Annotated in this window: 16 protein-coding genes; 11 read left to right on the forward strand and 5 right to left on the reverse strand. The window is 63.9% G+C overall.

Features of this window, described 5'->3' with window-relative positions; translation table 11 throughout:
* Window positions 1-217: 217 nt before the first annotated feature.
* From hemE to rho, 3 genes are all read left to right on the forward strand, one after another.
* The gene (hemE, locus tag AB4097_RS06550; protein WP_442037804.1) at window positions 218-1,255 is read left to right on the forward strand and encodes a uroporphyrinogen decarboxylase; all 1,038 of its coding nucleotides are present in this window, start codon (window positions 218-220) and stop codon (window positions 1,253-1,255) included.
* A gap of 4 nt (window positions 1,256-1,259) precedes the next feature.
* Entirely contained in the window at window positions 1,260-1,685 is a 426-nt protein-coding gene (hemJ, locus tag AB4097_RS06555) for a protoporphyrinogen oxidase HemJ (protein WP_442037805.1), read from the forward strand.
* Window positions 1,686-2,117: 432 nt separating this feature from the next.
* Entirely contained in the window at window positions 2,118-3,383 is a 1,266-nt protein-coding gene (gene rho / locus AB4097_RS06560; RefSeq protein ID WP_114944157.1) for a transcription termination factor Rho, read from the forward strand.
* A 187-nt stretch (window positions 3,384-3,570) separates the two neighbouring features.
* On the opposite strand, the gene AB4097_RS06565 is transcribed toward rho, so the two are convergent.
* Window positions 3,571-5,601, reverse strand: coding sequence for a thioredoxin domain-containing protein (locus AB4097_RS06565; protein WP_442037806.1), 2,031 nt, complete (start codon window positions 5,599-5,601; stop codon window positions 3,571-3,573).
* Between the two features lie 106 nt (window positions 5,602-5,707).
* On the opposite strand from AB4097_RS06565, the gene mnmE reads away from it, so the two are divergent.
* The 6 genes from mnmE (at window position 5,708) to AB4097_RS06595 (ending at window position 12,141) form a co-directional block, all read left to right on the forward strand.
* Window positions 5,708-7,018: a tRNA uridine-5-carboxymethylaminomethyl(34) synthesis GTPase MnmE gene (mnmE, locus tag AB4097_RS06570; RefSeq protein ID WP_442037807.1), complete on the forward strand. Its 1,311-nt coding sequence runs from the start codon at window positions 5,708-5,710 to the stop codon at window positions 7,016-7,018.
* A 316-nt stretch (window positions 7,019-7,334) separates the two neighbouring features.
* A complete protein-coding gene (mnmG, locus tag AB4097_RS06575; RefSeq protein WP_442037808.1) occupies window positions 7,335-9,218 on the forward strand; it encodes a tRNA uridine-5-carboxymethylaminomethyl(34) synthesis enzyme MnmG in 1,884 nt (627 codons plus the stop codon).
* Window positions 9,215-9,844, forward strand: coding sequence for a 16S rRNA (guanine(527)-N(7))-methyltransferase RsmG (rsmG, locus tag AB4097_RS06580; RefSeq protein WP_442037809.1), 630 nt, complete (start codon window positions 9,215-9,217; stop codon window positions 9,842-9,844). The genes mnmG and rsmG overlap by 4 nt, the downstream gene beginning before the upstream one ends.
* On the forward strand, window positions 9,841-10,680 hold the full coding sequence (locus AB4097_RS06585; protein ID WP_442037810.1) for a ParA family protein: 840 nt from the start codon (window positions 9,841-9,843) through the stop codon (window positions 10,678-10,680). The genes rsmG and AB4097_RS06585 overlap by 4 nt, the downstream gene beginning before the upstream one ends.
* 19 nt (window positions 10,681-10,699) lie before the next feature.
* The gene (locus AB4097_RS06590; RefSeq protein WP_442037811.1) at window positions 10,700-11,587 is read left to right on the forward strand and encodes a ParB/RepB/Spo0J family partition protein; all 888 of its coding nucleotides are present in this window, start codon (window positions 10,700-10,702) and stop codon (window positions 11,585-11,587) included.
* Between the two features lie 137 nt (window positions 11,588-11,724).
* The gene (locus AB4097_RS06595; RefSeq protein WP_442037812.1) at window positions 11,725-12,141 is read left to right on the forward strand and encodes a DUF1801 domain-containing protein; all 417 of its coding nucleotides are present in this window, start codon (window positions 11,725-11,727) and stop codon (window positions 12,139-12,141) included.
* A gap of 41 nt (window positions 12,142-12,182) precedes the next feature.
* Here the strand turns inward: AB4097_RS06595 and holA are convergent, their stop codons facing one another.
* Genes holA through leuS form a run of 3 tightly spaced genes read right to left on the reverse strand, consistent with a single transcriptional unit; the run spans window position 12,183 to window position 16,351 of the window.
* Window positions 12,183-13,202 (reverse strand): DNA polymerase III subunit delta, encoded by a 1,020-nt coding sequence (gene holA, locus AB4097_RS06600; protein WP_442037813.1) that lies wholly within the window; start codon window positions 13,200-13,202, stop codon window positions 12,183-12,185.
* Window positions 13,203-13,206: 4 nt separating this feature from the next.
* On the reverse strand, window positions 13,207-13,743 hold the full coding sequence (gene lptE, locus AB4097_RS06605; RefSeq protein ID WP_442037814.1) for an LPS assembly lipoprotein LptE: 537 nt from the start codon (window positions 13,741-13,743) through the stop codon (window positions 13,207-13,209).
* Complete coding sequence (gene leuS, locus AB4097_RS06610; RefSeq protein WP_442037815.1) at window positions 13,730-16,351, reverse strand: leucine--tRNA ligase; 2,622 nt, start codon at window positions 16,349-16,351, stop codon at window positions 13,730-13,732. The genes lptE and leuS overlap by 14 nt, the downstream gene beginning before the upstream one ends.
* Window positions 16,352-16,475: 124 nt before the next feature.
* Between leuS and AB4097_RS06615 the strand changes: the two genes are divergently transcribed.
* Window positions 16,476-17,156: a YggS family pyridoxal phosphate-dependent enzyme gene (locus AB4097_RS06615; RefSeq protein ID WP_442037816.1), complete on the forward strand. Its 681-nt coding sequence runs from the start codon at window positions 16,476-16,478 to the stop codon at window positions 17,154-17,156.
* A 200-nt stretch (window positions 17,157-17,356) separates the two neighbouring features.
* On the opposite strand, the gene AB4097_RS06620 is transcribed toward AB4097_RS06615, so the two are convergent.
* Window positions 17,357-18,352, reverse strand: a complete 996-nt coding sequence (locus AB4097_RS06620) for an aldo/keto reductase (RefSeq protein WP_442037817.1) — start codon at window positions 18,350-18,352, stop codon at window positions 17,357-17,359.
* A gap of 116 nt (window positions 18,353-18,468) precedes the next feature.
* On the opposite strand from AB4097_RS06620, the gene AB4097_RS06625 reads away from it, so the two are divergent.
* The gene (locus AB4097_RS06625; protein WP_442037818.1) at window positions 18,469-19,359 is read left to right on the forward strand and encodes a LysR family transcriptional regulator; all 891 of its coding nucleotides are present in this window, start codon (window positions 18,469-18,471) and stop codon (window positions 19,357-19,359) included.
* Window positions 19,360-19,422: the final 63 nt, after the last annotated feature.

A 19,422-nucleotide genomic window follows, 5' to 3' on the forward strand; every position in this document is an offset into this window, starting at 1 on the left:
CAAGAATTCGATTCAGATCTGGTTAATCTTCGTTAACGGGCTGTTAAGCTTTAAGAATTCGGAAAGGATTGTGACACCCCCGCCCCATCCGTTAATGAGCCGTTAACGCCACAGGCCGTGTGGACCGCCTGTGGACGGGCTTGCGGCTTTGTGATTCACGGCCCAAGAGAAACATCAGATTCTTAGATTCAAAGATTATATTTATTAGAGAGGGCCTGTGAGCGAGCGTCCCACTAAAGCGATCCTCCGCGTGCTGAACGGCGAGCCGGTCTGGCCTCTGCCGATCTGGATCATGCGGCAAGCCGGCCGTTATCTGCCGGAATACCGGGAGACCCGGAAGCAGGCCGGCTCCTTCCTCGATCTCTGCTACAATCCGAGGCTTGCCGAGGAGGTGACGCTCCAGCCGATCCGTCGCTTCGGCTTCGACGCCTCGATCCTGTTCTCCGACATCCTGGTCATCCCCCATGCGCTCGGCCAGGACGTGCGCTTCGTCGAGAACGAGGGACCCAAGCTCGATCCGGTGACATCGCAGGCAGATTTCTCCAGGCTAGCCGATGAGCTGCCGCTGGAGCGGCTCGACCCGGTCTTCGAGACCCTTGATCGTTTGAGCAGGAGCCTTCCGAAAGAAACCACCCTTCTCGGCTTCTGCGGTGCCCCCTGGACGGTGGCGAGCTACATGATCGCCGGCAAGGGCACCCCCGACCAGGCGCCCGCCCGCCTCACCGCCTATCGGGATCCCGCCTTCATGGATGCGCTGATCGACCGGTTGGTGCGTGCCTCGACCGCCTATCTCATCCGCCAGATCGATGCGGGCGCCGAGGCGGTGCAGATCTTCGAGAGCTTTGGGTCGGCCCTGCCGCCCGCTCTCTTCGACCGGCTGTCGCTGAACCCGATCCGCCGGATGGTGGAGGGTCTTAAAAAGGCTCGTCCCGAGGCGAAGGTGATCGTTTTCGTCCGTGGCGGCGGTGCCAATCTTCACCGTTTCGCCTCGGCCGGGATCGGCGATGCGCTGGCCCTCGACTGGACCCTCGATCCGGCCGTCGTGCTGCCGACCTTGCCGAACACGGTCGCGACCCAGGGCAATCTCGATCCCCTGGCTCTGATCGCCGGCGGGGCGGCTTTGACCGACGGCATCGATCATATCCTGAACGCGGTGCGTGGACGCCCGCACATCTTCAATCTCGGGCACGGCATCCTGCCGGAGACGCCGATCGACCATGTCGCGCAGATGATCGCTCGCGTGCGGGGGGCCTGATACGATGCTCTATCTCTGGCTCAAGGCATTCCACGTGATCGCCGTCATCGCGTGGATGGCCGGCATGCTCTATCTGCCCCGCCTCTTCGTCTACCATTGCGATGCCCCGAAGGGCTCGATCCAGTCCGAGACCTTCAAGATCATGGAGCGGCGCCTGCTCAAGGCCATCATCAACCCGGCCATGGCCGTGACGTGGGTGCTGGGCCTGTATCTAGTCTGGGACGGCGGCTGGTACCGTTCCGGCTGGCTTCACGCGAAGGTGCTGCTCGTCCTCGTAATGTCGGGCCTGCATGGGGTCTATGCGCGCCGGCTCAAGGATTTCGCGGCGGACAAGAACACGAAACCGGCAAAATATTATCGCATCCTCAACGAGGTCCCGACGGTTCTTCTGATCGCCATCGTAATCCTAGTGATCGTGAAGCCGTTTTGAGTTCTTTGGGATTGCATCATCTCAGTTTAGGGTAGCGAGACCCGGGATAGCTTTCAGGATCATTCCGTCATGGCCGGCCTCGTGCCGGCCATCTCGATCAGGCGCGGCGCGGCGCTTTTCCTGTTGGAATCACCACCACAAGGCCGGTGATGACGGGGAGAGGAGCGTCCCATCCTGTCGTCTCTCCCAGTTCCTTGCCCAGCTTCGTCCGAAATGACCCTTTCGGAGGTCAATCCCTTAAAGCCTCTTGAGCCCTGGCCCGAATAGGGCTAAATAAGAATTCTCTTCCTCTAAAGACAGGTGCGCTGCACGGGGCCCCCAGGGCTCTCTCTCAAGTCACCCCTCGTGAACTGAGCGGCCCTGTCGATCATATCCCCGACCTCACCGCGTACAGCCCATCTGCCCGCGAATTTACCCCGAGAGTGTTCCCCGATGAGGGAAATCAAACTTCAAGACCTGAAATCCAAGACACCCACCGAACTCATTGCCTTCGCCGAAGAGCTCGAGGTCGAGAATGCGAGCACCATGCGCAAGCAGGAGCTCATGTTCGCCATCCTCAAGCAGCTGGCGGCGCGCGAGGTCGAAATCATCGGCGCCGGCGTCGTCGAGGTGCTGCAGGACGGCTTCGGCTTCCTGCGCTCGGCCGATTCGAACTACCTGCCCGGCCCCGACGACATCTATGTCTCGCCGAGCCAGATCCGGAAATTCGGCCTGCGCACCGGCGACACGGTGGACGGCCCGATCCGAGGCCCGAAGGAAGGCGAGCGCTATTTCGCCCTGCTCAAGGTAAACACGATCAATTTCGAGGATCCGGAGAAGATCCGGCACAAGGTTCATTTCGACAACCTGACGCCGCTCTTCCCGCACGAGCGCTTCAAGCTCGAGCTCGACGATCCGACCCGGAAAGACTTCTCGCCGCGGATCATCGACATCGTGTCGCCCATCGGCAAGGGCCAGCGCGCGCTCATCGTGGCGCCGCCGCGCACCGGCAAGACGGTGCTGATGCAGAACGTCGCGCAGTCGATCACCACCAATCATCCCGAATGCTACCTCATCGTGCTGCTCATCGACGAGCGCCCGGAGGAAGTGACCGACATGCAGCGCTCCGTGAAGGGCGAGGTTGTGGCCTCCACCTTCGACGAGCCGGCGACCCGCCACGTGCAGGTGGCCGAGATGGTGATCGAGAAGGCCAAGCGCCTCGTGGAGCATGGCCGCGACGTGGTCATCCTGCTCGACTCGATCACCCGCCTGGGCCGCGCCTACAACACGGTGGTGCCGTCCTCCGGCAAGGTTCTCACCGGCGGTGTCGACGCCAATGCCCTGCAGCGTCCGAAGCGCTTCTTCGGCGCGGCGCGCAACATCGAGGAGGGTGGTTCGCTGACCATCATCGCCACCGCGCTGATCGATACCGGCTCGCGCATGGACGAGGTGATCTTCGAAGAGTTCAAGGGCACCGGTAACTCGGAAATCATCCTCGACCGCAAGGTTGCCGACAAGCGTACCTTCCCGGCCATCGACATCACCCGTTCCGGCACCCGCAAGGAAGAGCTGCTGGTCCCGTCGGACACGCTCAAAAAGATGTATGTCCTGCGCCGCATCCTCAACCCGATGGGCACGGTCGACGCCATCGAGTTCCTGCTCGACAAGCTGCGCCAGACCAAGTCGAACCAGGAATTCTTCGACTCGATGAATACCTGAGGCGGAACGTCCGCCTTCGGACATTTAGCCCCATCCTCTCAGACCGCGAGGGTGGGGTTTTTGTTTGCGCTCACAGCACGCCCATGAGCCACAGGACGATCAGGGTCAGCACGGCGGAAACCAGGAGTGAGCCTGCGCAGCCCAGGCGGTTCGAGAAGAAGAAAAACATCGCCGCTTCCTTGACGCCTCAATCCTTTGGTGCCGAACCGACTTTGGCGCCCAGCATCTCCCGCACCTGCGCCTTCAGCCCATCCGCATCCGTCACCGGCAGCGAGCAGCGCATCCCGGCACAGACGAGAGCCCGCGGCCCGATGCTCGATGAGGCGAGCGCCTTGGCTGGATGGTTATCGTCGAGCTCTTCGTCCGGTTGCAGGCGGCGGACGCTGCGGACCGGATAGGGGATTTTCAATCCGGTCTCGAAGAGAGCGTCGGCATTGTTTCCTGTGACCAGTATGGTCAGGCCGCGCAGGTGCAGGTCGAGGGCATTGAGGATCGACGTATGGCCCAGCGGCGAAGAGCGGGCGACCCCGACGAGCCGCGTCAGGACATCCGAGGCCCGGTGGAGGTCGCCGTCAGTCTCCGTGAGCTGCGCCAGCCGGACCAGGGCTTCGGCGAAAACCCCGTTGGCGTTGGGCACCGCATCGTCCTGGGTCGGCTGCGGCCGGATCACCAAGGTGTCGGAGTCCCGGGTTGTCATGGCAAGGCAGCCGGTCTCTTCGACCCGATAGTCCGAGAGCAGCCGGTGGCGCCATGTTTCCGCATCCCGGAGGTAGGCACGGTCGGAGGTCGCCTCGAAGAGCGCCAGCGCCGCCCGCATCATGGCGGCATGGTCCAGTGCGAAACCCGGAAAGATCAGCGCACCGCCGCGCCAGGAATGACCGAGCCGTCCGTCGCGGGTCATGGCCTCCGCGATAAAGCGATAGGCCCGCTGGGCGAGTGTGATCCAGTCGGGCCGGTCGAGCAGGGAAGAGGCCCGGACCAGCGCACCGATCATGAGACCGTTCCAGTCCGCCAGCACCTTGTCGTCCAGTCCGGGCCTGACCCGTGTCGCGCGCCGCTCGAGAAGTTTGGCCCGCAGGGCGGCGAGGCGCTCCGCGACGGCGGGCGGAGCCTCGCCGGAGATGAGCCGGTTCGGGATATTGCTTCCCTCGAAATTTCCCTCTTCGGTGATGTCGTAGACCTTCGCGAAGAAGGTCGCATCCTCGTCGCCGAGGACGTCTCGGATTTCGGCAAGACTCCAGACGTAAAACCGACCTTCCTCGCCTTCCGAATCTGCATCGAGGCTCGACGCGAAGGCACCCTCCGGTGTGGTCATTTCCCGCCGGAGCCAGGTGACGATCCCCTCGGCTGCATCCCGGAACAGGGCGCGGCCGGTCTCGGCATAGGCCAGCGCGTAGAGTTCCAGGAGCTGGGCATTGTCGTAAAGCATCTTCTCGAAATGCGGCACGAGCCAGCGCTCGTCGACGGAGTAGCGGGCAAAGCCGCCGCCGAGATGATCATGGATGCCGCCGAGCGCCATCCGCTCCAGGGTCAGGAGAAAACGCTTCTTCGCACCCTCATCGCCCGTGCGGCAGGCATAGCGATAGAGAAATTCGAGGATCGGCGGATTGGGGAATTTCGGTGCGCCCTGGAGCCCGCCGTTCTCTGGATCGACCAGTTCGGACAGGCGAGCGCCCAGGCGGTCCAGATCGTCGAGGCGGAGCGTACCGCCGTCGCTCGTGTCTGTTCGGGCGAGGTGCTGCTTGATCGCATCCCGGTTCTTCAGGATGCGCTCCGGCTCGGCGCGATAGAGGCGGCCGATCTCGCGCAGCACGCCGACGAAGCCGGGCCGCCCGAAGCGCGCCTCCTTCGGGAAATAGGTGCCGCCCCAGAACGGTTCGCCCTCCGGTGTCAGGAACATGGTGAGCGGCCAGCCGCCGGGTTCGCCCAGGAGATGCAGGGCGCTCATATAGACATGGTCCACATCCGGCCGTTCCTCCCGGTCGACCTTGATGTTGACGAAGAGCTCGTTCATGACAGCGGCCACATACGGATCCTCGAAGCTCTCCTGGGCCATCACGTGGCACCAATGGCAGGCGGCATAGCCGATGGAGATCAGGATCGGTTTGTTCAGTCGCTTGGCTTCGGCAAGGGCATCGGGTCCCCATTCCCACCAATGGACAGGATTGTCCCTGTGCTGCAGAAGGTAGGGGGAGCTGGCCTCGTTCAGGCGGTTCATATGTCTGCTCCGGCGTCGGCAGGCCCGGCCGATCGACTCGGTCGCGGTCCATGGCTTTAGGCTTTCATCAACCTTAAATCCTCTCACGCTGACGAGGTTCATTCCCATGCGTTCCGACGACACGATCTTCGCCATCGCCTCCGGTCACGGCCGCGCCGCCGTGTGCCTCATCCGCATCAGCGGATCGGAGAGCCGCGCGGTTCTGGAGCGGATGACTGGGAGGCTGCCGGAGCCGAGGCGCGCGGTCGTGCGGACCTTGAAGGACCCCATGAGCGGCGAGCCGCTCGATCAGGCGCTCGTCCTGTGGATGCCGGGACCGGGGAGTTTCACCGGTGAGGATCAGGCCGAACTTCAGATCCATGGCGGTTTGGCGACCCGGGCCGCCGTGCTGCGCGCTCTCGGCTCTCTGGAGAACTGCCGCGCGGCGGAGGCCGGCGAGTTCACCCGTCGGGCGTTCCTCAACGGGCGGATGGATCTCTCCCAGGTCGAGGGTCTCGCGGATGTCATCGATGCCGAGACGGAGGCGCAACGTCGGCAGGCCATGCGCCAGCTCGGTGGGCGGCTCGGCAATACCGCCGAGGACTGGCGCGAGAGCGTGCTGCAGGTTCTGGCGCTTCTCGAAGCAAGCCTGGACTTTTCGGACGAGGGCGATGTTCCGGAGGATCTCGAGGCGGAGATCCTGCAGATGATCGAACGAGTGCGGGGCGAGATCGGCCACGCCATGGCGGATCGTAGCGGCGAGCGCCTGCGCGAAGGTCTCACAGTGGTTCTCGCCGGTCCGCCGAATGCGGGAAAGTCGACCCTGCTGAACGCGCTCGCCCGGCGGGATGTGGCGATCGTGTCGCCGATTGCCGGCACGACCCGCGACGCGATCGAGGTCCATTGCGACCTCGGCGGTCTGCCGGTGATCATCGTCGACACGGCGGGCCTGCGGGAGAGCGCTGATGCCATCGAGCAGGAAGGCGTGTCCCGCGCCCGCGCTCGTGTAGACAATGCGGACCTGGTGCTCTGGCTCGTGCCGCCGGAAGGTGAGGAGACTGCGCCGCCCTCTGCGCGGCGTCTCCTGCGCGTCGGTACGAAGTCGGATCTGGGCCAAGTCCGGAAGGATTGCGATCTCATGATCGCGGCCGCGACCGGCGAAGGATTGCCGGAGCTGATCGCCAGCGTCGAAGAGGAAGCCGCCGCGCTGATGGGGCAGGGGGACGCCGTCGTCACCCGGGAGCGTCACCGCAAGGCGCTCGAGCGGGCCCATGCTGCTCTCGATCGTTCGCGTATCCTGCTCGTCAAGCACGGCCCTCTCGAATTGGCTGCCGAGGAAGCTCGGCTGGCAGCCCGCGCCATCGGTGAAATCACCGGCCGTGTGGATGTGGAGGATGTGCTTGACCGGCTGTTTTCCAGCTTCTGCATCGGCAAGTGACAGGCGCGCTCGGTAACTCTGAATCGAATCGGTGAGAGTCGCATTTTCAGCTGTTCACGAATCGGTGGAACAATGCTGAATCGGCTCCGTACATCCTGTGAATGGAATGTGTAGAACCGGGGTCGGGCCCGGAATGTTTCACGTGAAACATTTTGCCCTTTTGACCTCTGTCGCGCGGGCAACTAGACCCAAGCGCATCGTATAGAAAAGGTACTTTCGCCCCTTCGCACCGGGTCATTTCGCCGGTGTAGCGGGAGGCGTCGAAGCTGCCCCGGTCATCTCAGTTGGGGTCCAAGGCTTCGGTATGGAGAACGTCATGAGTCAGGTGTTCGATGTGATCGTCGTGGGCGGCGGGCACGCGGGGTCCGAGGCGGCCGCTGCGGCGGCCCGCATGGGCGCGTGCACGGCTCTCGTCACGCACCAGCTGTCGACCATCGGGGCCATGTCCTGCAACCCGGCCATCGGCGGTCTAGGGAAGGGCCATCTCGTTCGCGAGATCGATGCTCTCGACGGGATCATGGGCCGCATCGCCGACCGAGCCGGCATCCAGTTCCGCCTGCTCAACCGCCGCAAGGGACCGGCCGTGCGTGGTCCCCGCACCCAAGCCGACCGCAAGCTTTATGCCCGCGCCATGCAGGCCGAGCTGCTGCAGACGCCGAACCTGACCATCGTCGCAGGAGAGGCGGACGATCTCGTCGTCCAGGATGGCCGGATCGCTGGTCTCCTCCTGACGGACAGCCGGATCCTCGCCGCCGGAGCCGTGATCATCACCACCGGCACTTTCCTGTCGGGTCTGATCCATATCGGCGAGAAGAAGATCCCGGCGGGACGGATGGGCGAGCGCCCGTCGCTCGGACTGCCGAAGACCTTCGAACGGCTCGGCTTCACGCTGGGCCGCCTGAAGACCGGTACCCCGCCCCGCCTGGACGGCCGCACCATCGACTGGGCCGGCGTCGACAAGCAGGCGGCTGATGACGAGCCGGTGCCGTTTTCCCTACTGACCTCCCGTATCGAGAACCCGCAGATCGAGTGCGGCATCACCCGGACCACGGACAAGGTTCATGCCCTGATCCGGGACAACCTGCATCGCTCGGCCATGTATTCCGGCGAGATTCAGGGCAGGGGACCCCGCTACTGCCCCTCCATCGAGGACAAGGTGGTGCGTTTCGGCGACCGGGACGGACATCAGATCTTCCTCGAACCCGAGGGGCTCGACGACATCACGGTTTATCCGAACGGGATTTCGACCTCTCTGCCGGAGGACGTGCAGCTCGCCTTCCTGCAGCATATCCCGGGCCTGGAGAAGGTCAGGATGCTCCAGCCGGCCTATGCCATTGAGTACGATTACGTGGATCCGCGCAACTTGACCGCCGCGCTCGAGACGAAGGCGGTCCAGGGCCTCTTCCTGGCCGGGCAGATCAACGGCACGACGGGCTACGAGGAAGCGGCCGCTCAGGGGCTGGTGGCCGGCCTCAATGCGGCCCGTCGGGCATCCGGGCAGGGCGGCGCGGTGTTCGACCGGGCGGAATCCTATATCGGGGTACTCATTGACGACCTGATTACCCGCGGTGTCAGCGAGCCTTACCGGATGTTCACCTCCCGGTCCGAGTACCGCCTGAGCCTGCGTATCGACAATGTGGATGAGCGCCTGACCGGCAAGGGCCTGGAACTCGGCTGCGTCGGCTCACAGCGTGAGAGGCATTTCGGGCAATCGCAGGCCGAAATTCGCGAGACACGACAGCGTCTCCAGGGGCTCACGCTGACTCCTCAGGAGGCGTCTCGCCAAGGTCTTGCTTTGAATCAGGACGGCGTTCGGCGTTCGGCCTATCAGCTTCTCTCCTATCCGAATATAGGCTGGGCCGAGCTCACTCGGGTCTGGCCGGAGTTGTCCGGAGTAACTGCCGCGGTTCGGGACCGCCTTGAGACGGATGCGACCTATGCGGTTTATCTCGACCGGCAGCAGGCAGACATCGCTGCCTACCGTCGGGACGAAGGCGTCGTCTTGGAGGAAAGCATCGACTTCCAGGGGCTTCCGGGTCTGTCGAATGAAATCAAGGCCAAGCTCGATCTCGTTCGTCCCAAGACTTTAGGGCAGGCGGCGCGGATCGAGGGCATCACGCCTGCTGCCCTGACACTCCTGGCTGCTCATGCCCGCAAAGGTTCTGGGAGAGGCGGTCGCGCAGTCGAGGCTTTGGTATGACGGCACCCCACAAGACCACCGCATCCGACCTGAATGTTTCACGTGAAACATTCGAGAAGCTGGAGCTGCTGGAGCGCGAGCTTCGCCGCTGGCAGGCGATCAAGAACCTCGTCGGACCGGCGACACTCACCCAGATCTGGGACCGCCATATCGTCGATTCGCTCCAGCTTCTCGACCTAGCGTCTGATGCCAAGACGTGGCTGGACCTCGGCTCCGGTGCCGGCTTTCCCGGTCTGGTACTCGCCATCGCGGGGGCGGAGAGGGGGCTCAAGGTTCACCTCGTCGAGAGCAACTCGCGCAAATGCGCCTTCCTCCGCCATATCGTCCGGCTGACGGGCGTCCCAGCGCTGATCCACGAAGCGCGGCTCGAGGCGGTAGTTCCGGACTTCATTGGCAAGACCGATGTGGTCTCCGCCCGCGCTCTGGCATCGCTCCCACTGCTGCTGGACTGGACGGCCCCCTTGTTGAAAGCGGGGACAATGGGCCTGTTTCCCAAAGGGCGGGACGTCGAGACTGAATTGACCGAGGCACGGAAACAGTGGACATTCGAGGCAGAGATCCTGCCGAGCCTGACCGATTCCGAAGCCAGGATTCTTCGCATAACCTCCATCGAGAGCCATTCATGATGACCGACCGCAACGGATTCGAAGCAGGCGCGCGTGGCGTGACGCCACGCGTTCTCGTGCTCGCCAACCAAAAGGGAGGCGTCGGCAAGACCACGACGGCGATCAACCTCGGCACGGCGCTGGCCGCTATCGGTGAGAAGGTCCTGATCATCGATCTCGACCCGCAGGGCAACGCTTCGACGGGATTGGGAATCGACCGCAAGAGCCGTCAGGTCTCGACCTACCATGTGCTCGCCGGCGAAGCGTCGCTGGACGAGAGCATTACCGAGACCGTGGTGCCTGGATTGTCAATTGCGCCCTCGACTCTCGACCTGCTCGGCGTCGAACTGGAAATCGCCAGCGAACGTAACCGGACGCATCGTCTTCGCTCCGCGATCCAGAGCCTTGCGGTCACTGAGGTAAGCGAACCTTTTACCTATATTTTGATCGATTGCCCACCATCGCTCAATCTTTTGACCATCAATGCCTTGGTCGCTGCTGACGCGGTTCTTGTCCCCCTCCAATGCGAATTCTTTGCTCTGGAAGGTCTCAGCCAGCTGCTCAAGACAGTCGAACAGGTCCGTTCGGCCCTCAACCCGGATCTCTCGATCCACGGTGTCGTGCTGACCATGTTCGACCCGCGCAACAACCTCTCGGGCCAAGTCGTGGCCGACGTGCGCGAGTTCATGGGCAACAAGGTTTACGAGACCATGATCCCGCGTAACGTTCGCGTGTCCGAAGCCCCGTCGCACGGCAAGCCGGTCCTGCTCTACGATCTGAAATGCGCGGGCTCGCAGGCTTATCTCCGTTTGGCATCCGAAGTCATTCAGCGTGAACGCGCCCTGCGCGCGGCATAAAAAACATTTGAGAGAGACAATGGCAGAAGAAGGTAAGTCGCGCCTGGGCCGTGGATTGGCCGCCCTGATCGGGGAGGTCGGGGACGAGATGGGCAACCTCGAGCGCAAGGGTTTCGTGCCCCGCCATGTGCCGGTGGAATTCCTGCGCCCGAACCCGCGCAATCCGCGGAAAGTGTTCGACGACGAGGATCTGCAGGAACTGACCCAGTCGATCAAGGATCGCGGCATCATCCAGCCCATCGTGGTGCGGTCCCTGGTGCCGGGTTCAAGCGAAAACTACGAGATCGTCGCCGGCGAGCGCCGCTGGCGCGCGGCCCAGAAGGCAGGGCTGCACAAGGTGCCCGTGGTCGTCGTCACCATCGACGACAAAACCTCGCTCGAATACGCGATTCTTGAGAACGTCCAGCGCGCCGACCTCAATCCGATCGAGGAATCGGAAGGCTATTCCCGCCTGATGGTCGAGTTCTCCTACACCCAGGAGAACCTCTCGAAGATCATCGGCAAGAGCCGCAGCCACATCGCCAACATGCTGCGCCTCGCCGATCTGCCGCCCGGCGTGCGCAAGCTCCTGATGGAGCGCAAGCTCACCGCAGGCCACGGCCGCGCGCTCCTGTCCGTGAAGGATCCGGTCCAAGTGGCCAGGCGCGTCATCGACGAAGGCCTGAGCGTGCGTCAGGTCGAGGAGATCGCGCAGAACGACAACGCAACGCCCGAGAAGGCGGAGGCCAAGGCGGACAAGGCGGCGAAGGCGGAAAAGGACCCGGACACTCGCGCGCTCGAACGGGCCCTGCAGGACGTGCTCGGCCTCACCGTCAGCATCGACCACAAGGCCAAGGGCGGCGAGTTGCGCATCAAGTACAAGACCCTTGAGCAGCTCGACGGCCTGTGCCGGCGGTTGAACCCGTAAGCTTCAGCGAAGTCCAGGCAAGCGGGGTCGGTCAAACACTTGAGCTGGGATTGCTCTCCGGACGGCCAGCATGACCTGTCCCGTTGCCGATTCTGCGTTACCGGATAACATCAGCATGAACGTGTTCAGGACAGCTGATGGAAATTCCCTTTGGCAACGCTCAGCTTGAGGCAAAATTCAGGACCTATCCACCGGAAGTCAGAAAACCGCTGCTGAAGGTGCTCGATCTCATCTTCACGACTGCATCTGAGATGGATGCAGTCGGAGAGATCATTGAAACCCTGAAATGGGGCCAACCGGCTTTTCTGCCCGCGCATCCGAAGATTGGAACGACGATCAGGATCGATGCAGTAAAAGAGGAGCCAGAGCATTATGCTGTCTTCTTTCACTACCAGACGACTCTCGTTTCCACATTCCGACAACTTTATCCGAATGACTTCACATTTCAGGGAAATCGAGCGCTCATCTTCACAGTCGGGCACGACTTTCCCGTTGATCCGTTCAGGCATTGTGTGGCGATGGCACTCACCTATCACAAGCAACACGCGCGTTGAGCCTATCTTCGGAAGGCCGCTAGCCAAGGGCTGAGCCGAGTTTACCGCCGCGCGGCCCGTGCAATGTCCAGCAGGGTCTTGGCCGCAATCGTATCGTCCAGGTCGGAGAGGCGGCGGGTTTGCAGAAGACTCGCCTGAAGAAGCGCGATGGCGTTCTTGAGACTGTCGCTCGTCCAGCGCTGAAGATGGCGCTCCACCAGGGGCTTGCGCCGGAAATGCAGGCTGCGCATGGTTTCCATGACGGCGGGAATCGGCCGTCCTTCCTCTGCGGAAAGGCGCGCCGTCAGCAGCATCAGGGCATGGCGAAGCGCTGCGCCTAGGAGTACGGCCGCATTGACGCCCTCGGCGGCCAGACGCCTGGAGCCGGTTTCGAGGCCCGTGCCCTCGCCGCCGAAAGCGGCATCGATCACCGCATCCATGGCAAGGCTCGACACGTCGCTCATGATCGCGTCCACGTCGGCGAGCGTGATCTCGCGCTGCCCGTAAGCATAGAGCATGAGCTTGGCGAGTTCGCCCCGGGTGGCCAGTCGGTCGCCGCCGAGGCTCGCGATCAGGGCCGTGCGCGCTTCGCGCTGGATGGAAAAGCCGCTCGCCTTCAAGGTCTCGTCGACCACCGTGCCGAGGTCGCGGCCCGTGTCGGCATAGCAGGGCAGGGCGAGCGCCTTCTGCGAGCGTTCGCAAAGCGTCCGCAGAGGCGAGGATTTCTGCAGGTCGCCCCCTTCGATGACGATGACCGTATCCTGGATTTCGCCTTTGAGGACCGCATCGACCGCCGGCGCGATGTTGCGCGAGGTCGATTTCACCCAGATGGCGCGTTTGCCGCCGAACAGGCCCATGGTCCCGGCCTCGTCGGCCAGGCGTCCGGGATCGGCGGCGATGTCGTCGCCGTCGATGCGGATGAGCTGGAAGGGATCCGACGGATCGTCCACCGAGCGCTCAGCCACCGAGCGGGCGCGCTCGTTGATCAGGCCCATATCGGGCCCATAGAACAGGAACACGCCGATCCGCGGGTCGGGGCGCCGCAGCGCCCCATCCACGTCACCTGCTTTGACGGCGACCATCGGTTCAGCTTGCGGTTGCGAGCGCCGCCGACAACCGGGTTCTCACCTGCTGCGCCAGATCCTTGGCAAGCCTGATCTCCGCATCGCGGCCCGCCCGGATGTTGGCGAAACGCTGAGAGAAGCGGTCGAAGCTGTTGGACGAGGTCGCCGTGCCCTGCGTGACCACGGTCTTTCCGTCCAGGCTGGTCAGGGTATAGGTCAGGGTGCCGGCAACGATGACGGAGCTGGCCGTGCCGGTCTCGCTGTTCACGACCGGGCTCGACCGACTCTCGCTCAACTTCAGGGCGAGCTTGTAGCGCTTGGGCGTGTCCGACCCCGAACCGTTGAGCGCATAGATCATCTCGCTGCGCAGGTAATGGCCGACATTTGCGAGCGACGGCGGCCAATCGGTCATCGGCACGTCGATGGATGCGAGCACCGTCTGGAGCGACTCGCCCGAGGCTGTCGGGCCGTAGAGCGGACGAAAGCAGGCGGACAGGCCGAGAGACAGGCCTGCCACGACAACCACGTGAGCAAGGCTCTTCAACTTAAGCGACGACATTCACGATCCTTTGGGGAACCACGATGATCTTGCGGGCGGACTTCCCCTCCATGGCCTTCTGCACGGCCTCGAGCGAGAGCACAGCCGCCTCGACTGTAGCCTGATCCGCATCACGGGCAACCGTCACGTCGGCCCGCTTCTTACCGTTGACCTGAACCGGCAGGGTGATCGTGTCCTCCACCAGCAGCGAACGGTCGAGAACCGGCCAAGACGCGTCGGATACGAGACCCGGCTGACCCAATGACTCCCAGCATTCCTCGGCGAGATGCGGCATCATCGGCGCGAGCAGCTGCACGAAGATGCGCCCGGCCTCGGCGAAGGCAGGGCTCAAGCCCGGCTCGTCGCTGGTCTTGGCCTGGTTCGAGAGGTCCTGCAGGGAATTGGCCAGCTCGTAGAGATGGGCCACGCAGCGGTTGAAGCGCAGGCGCTCCACGTCGTCCTCGACGGCGGCCAGGGCCTTATGCGCAGCCTTGCGAACGGCGAGCGCGATCGGGCCATTGCCGGAAACGCCATCGGCGCTGCCGATGCGCTCGGCGATGTCGCCGACGAGGCGCCATACGCGCTGGACGAAGCGGCCCGCGCCCTGCACGCCTTCCTCGGTCCAGATCACGTCGCGCTCCGGCGGCGAGTCGGAGAGCATGAACCAGCGGGCGGTATCGGCCCCGTAGGACGCGATGATCTCGTCCGGATCGACCGTGTTCTTCTTCGACTTCGACATCTTCTCGATGGAGCCGATCTCGATCGGCGCGCCGGTCTCCACATGGAAGGCCTTGCGCGTGTTGCCCTGAACCTCGAAGCGCACGTCGGCGGGCAGCACCCAGCCGCCATTCTGGTCCCTGTAGGTCTCGTGGACCACCATGCCCTGCGTGAACAGGCCCGCGAAGGGCTCGTCCAGGCCGGCATGCCCGGTCTCCCGCATCGCGCGGGTGAAGAAGCGCGAATAGAGCAGGTGCAGGATCGCGTGCTCGATGCCGCCGATATACTGGTCGACCGGCAGCCAGGCATCGACCGTCGCCCGGTCGGTGGGCTCGTCGGTCAGGGTCGGGTCCGTGAAGCGGGCGAAGTACCAGGACGAATCCACGAACGTGTCCATGGTGTCCGTCTCGCGCCGGGCCTTGGCCCCGCATTGCGGGCAATCCACGTGCTTCCACGTCGGGTGGCGGTCGAGCGGGTTGCCCGGCACATCGAAGGACACATCCTCCGGCAATTCAACCGGAAGTTGGTCTTTCGGCACCGGCACCACGCCGCAGGCGTCGCAATGGATGATCGGGATCGGGCAGCCCCAATAGCGCTGGCGCGAGATGCCCCAGTCGCGCAGGCGGAAATTCACCTTGCGCTCGGCAACCGGGTGATTGCCACGATTCTGCGATTCCAGGCGGTGGGCGACCTCTTCCTTGGCCTCAGCGATGGTCATGCCGTCGAGGAAGCGGGAATTGATCATCCGGCCTTCGCCGTCATAGGCCACATCGGTGACGAGGAAGGAGGCCGGTTCCACGTCCGACGGGCAGACAACAGGCGTGTTGCCCAGGCCGTACTTGTTGACGAAATCCAGGTCGCGCTGGTCGTGCGCCGGACAGCCGAAGATGGCGCCCGTGCCGTATTCCATCAGGATGAAGTTCGCCACGTAGACCGGCAGCGTCCAGTCCGGATCGAAGGGATGCTCGGCGCGGATGCCCGTGTCGAAGCCGAGCTTCTCGGCCTTGTCGATGGTCTCCTGGGCCGTGCCCATGCGCTTGGTTTCTTCGATGAAAGCGGCCAGCTCCGGGTTCTTCTCGGCAGCAGCCTTCGCCAGCGGATGATCGGGCGCAACCGCCATGAACTTCGCGCCGAACAGGGTGTCGGGGCGCGTCGTGTAGATCTGCAACTCAGTCTCGCCGTTCGGCACCGTCTCCGGCTTCAGGGAGAAGCGGACCAGCAGGCCCTCGGAGCGACCGATCCAGTTGCGCTGCATCAGGCGCACCTTCTCCGGCCAGCGGTCCAGGGTGTCGAGTCTGTCGTCCAGATCCTGGGCGAAATCGGTGATCTTCAGGAACCACTGGGTCAACTCGCGCTGCTCGACCAGAGCGCCCGAACGCCAGCCGCGTCCGTCGATCACCTGCTCGTTGGCCAGCACCGTGTGGTCGACCGGATCCCAGTTCACCTTCGCGGTCTTGCGGTCGACGAGACCCTTTTCCAGGAAGTCCAGGAACATGCGCTGCTGGTGCTTGTAATAGCTTGGATCGCAGGTCGCGATCTCGCGGCTCCAGTCCAGCGACAGGCCCATGCTCTGCAGCTGGGCGCGCATGGTACTGATGTTGGCATAGGTCCACTGCTTGGGGTGGACCTTGTTCTGCATGGCGGCATTCTCGGCCGGCATGCCGAAAGCATCCCAGCCCATCGGGTGGAGCACGTTGAAGCCCCGGGCCCGCTTATAGCGCGCCACCACGTCGCCCATGGTGTAGTTGCGCACGTGGCCCATATGGATGCGCCCCGACGGATAGGGGAACATCTCGAGCACGTAGTATTTCGGACGGGGATCGTCGTTGTTCGTCTTGAACAGGTCGCGGTCGTTCCAGACCTGCCGCCATTTCAGCTCGGCTTCCTTGGCGTTGTAGCGCTCGGGCCTCATTTTTCTCGTCACATCCGTCATTGATCAGCGAAGCGGCTTGCGCCGCCGGGTTGCGGCGGACTAGGACACAGCTCTCCGGCGCGGTCAACGGTTTCGCGCATGCGAGATGGTCTTGAGAGGTCCCATGAGCGAGAACGACGCAGTCGAAGGCCTGAGACAGGTGCGGGAGAGCATCCGGCGCGCGGCTTCCGATTACGGCCGCGACCCGGCCGCGATCACCCTCGTGGCGGTGTCGAAGACCTTCCCGGCGGAAGCGATCGCGCCCGTGCTCGCTGCGGGCCAGCGGGTCTTCGGCGAAAACTACGTGCAGGAGGCCAAGGCCAAGTGGCCGTCCTTGCGCGAGCACTATCCCGACGTCGAACTCCACATGATCGGCCCGCTACAGTCGAACAAGGCCAAGGAGGCTGTGGAGCTCTTCGACGTGATCCACACCCTCGACCGCCCGTCGCTCGCCGAGGCGCTGGCCAAGGAGATCGCCAAGCAGGGGAGAAAGCCTCGCCTGCTGGTGCAGGTGAACACCGGCGAGGAGCCGCAGAAGGGTGGCGTGATCCCGACCGAGGTGGATGCGTTTCTCGAAGCCTGCCGCGATAGGTATGGCCTGGAGATCGAGGGCCTCATGTGCATCCCGCCGGCGGAGGACCCGCCGTCCCCCCATTTCGCCCTGCTCAACACCATCGCCAAGCGGCACGGTCTGAACTGGCTCTCCATGGGCATGAGCGCTGATTTCGATGCCGCAATCCAGCTCGGCGCCACCCATGTGCGGGTGGGCAGCGCGATCTTCGGAAGCCGGACGAAGGTCGGCTGAGGAGAGCGGTCAGTCGGAGCGCAGCCAACGGGAAGGGCATCCAAAGTGCCACGGCGGATCCCATTTCCAGCCTACGGACGCCAGCACGGCGCCCTCCCACGTCATGGCCGGGCTTGTCCCGGCCATCCCGATGCTGAAGAGCGGCGCGTCTCACAAATCGGGATCACCGGCACAAGGCCGGTGATGACGTGGCAGAATTTTTACCCCCGCTCGCTGTCCAGCATCGCCATCTGGGGAGCGGCGTAGCGGTCGCCCGACGCGGCGCCCCGGGGCACTGCCTGCTCGATGGCCGCGAGATCCTCCTTGGTCAGCCTCACGTCCAGCGCCCCAAGGGCCTCGCTGAGTCGGTCGCGGCGGCGGGCGCCGATGAGCGGGACGATGTCGTCGCCCTGCGCGGCCACCCAGGCGATGGCGATCTGCGCTACGCTCACGCCCTTCCGGTCCGCCACCCGCTTGAGCCCCTCGACCAGGGCGAGGTTTTTCTCGACATTGCCATCCTGGAAACGCGGGCTGTGGGCGCGGAAATCACCAGGGCTGGCCTGGTCCTTGCTCCAATGACCGCTGATCAGGCCGCGCGAGAGCACGCCATAGGCGGTGATTCCGATGCCGAGTTCGCGGCAGGCTGGCAGGATGCTCTCCTCGATCCCGCGCGAAATCAGCGAATACTCGATCTGAAGGTCGCAGATCGGATGCACGCTGGCCGCCCGGCGGATGGTCTCGGGGCCGACCTCGGAAAGGCCGATATGGCGCACATAGCCGGCCTTCACCATGTCGGCGATAGCCCCGATGGTGTCCTCGATCGGCACGTTGGGATCGAGACGGGCCGGGCGGTAGATGTCGATGTAATCGACCCGCAGGCGCTGCAAGGTATAGGCGAGGAAGCTTTTGACGGCCTGCGGACGGGCATCGTAGCCGAGCCAGGCGCCGGTCGGATCGCGCATGGCACCGAACTTCACGCTGATGAGCGCCTGATCGCGGTTGCGCCCCTGAAGCGCCTCGCCGATCAGCATCTCGTTATGGCCCATGCCATAGAAGTCGCCCGTGTCGAGCAGGGTGATGTCGGCCTCTAGCGCCGCATGGATGGTGGCGATGCTCTCTGTCCGGTCGGCCGGTCCGTACATGCCGGACATGCCCATGCAGCCCAGGCCAAAGGCGGAAACGGAGGGACCGGTTTGTCCCAAGCGGCGGTGTTGCATCCTTCGATCTCCTGAATATCGGCCAACGGCGTCCGCTGGCATGAACGGATCATGCCCGCTTCCGGTTCGTGCGATAATCCGGCATAACCGGGACAGGCTGTTTGGATTTTCGAACAATGAGCGATGTGGATCTGGCGGATCTCGATGCCTTCGCGGCGGTGGCGCGGGCGCGCAGCTTCCGCAGCGTGGCGCGATTGCGCGGGGTATCCGCCTCCACCCTGAGCGAAGCCCTGCGGCGGCTGGAAGCCCGGCTCGGGGTGCGGCTCCTCAACCGCACGACCCGCAGCGTCACGCCGACCGAAGCCGGCCAGCGCCTGCTCGAACGCCTCGGTCCGGCCCTGAGCGAGGTCGCGGCCGCGCTCGATGCCGTGAATGGCTTTCGCGATTCGCCGACCGGAACGTTGCGGCTCAATGTTCCCACAGCCGTGACTCGCCTGGTGCTCCCGACCCTGATCGGCCCCTTTCTCGCCGCCCATCCCGGGATCGTTCTGGAGGTGATCAGTGACGACAGCTTCGTCGATGTCCTTGCGGCCGGGTTCGATGCGGGCATCCGCTACGACGAGCGGCTGGAGAAGGACATGATCGCCGTGCCCATCGGCCCGCGGATGCAGCGCTTCACGGTCGCCGGTGCGCCGGCCTATTTCGCCGCGCACGGCCGCCCGACGCATCCGAGGGACATCCTGAACCACGCCTGCATCCGCCATCGCTTCGCCAGCGGTGTCATGCACCCCTGGGAGTTCGAGCGCGACGGAGAGGTTATCAAGATCACCCCGATCGCGCGGGTGATCGCCAACAGCATCGACCTGGAGGTCACGGCCGCCATCCAGGGCCTCGGTTTGATCGCCACTTTCGAGGGTTTCGTGGAGCAGGAACTGAAGAGCGGCGTCCTCGAACCGGTGCTGGAGGATTGGCTGCAGCCGTTCTCCGGGCCGTTCCTCTACTACCCGAGCCGCCGCCACATGCCCGCGCCCCTGCGCGCCTTCGTGGACTTCATCAAGAAGCGATGACGTCCCGAGATTGCATCCTGGGCGCATCCCGGTTAAGCTTAAATTCTCGATCACCATTCGAAC

The sequence above is a fragment of the Microvirga sp. 2MCAF35 genome, assembly GCF_052115545.1.
In the GTDB taxonomy this organism is placed as follows: domain Bacteria; phylum Pseudomonadota; class Alphaproteobacteria; order Rhizobiales; family Beijerinckiaceae; genus Microvirga.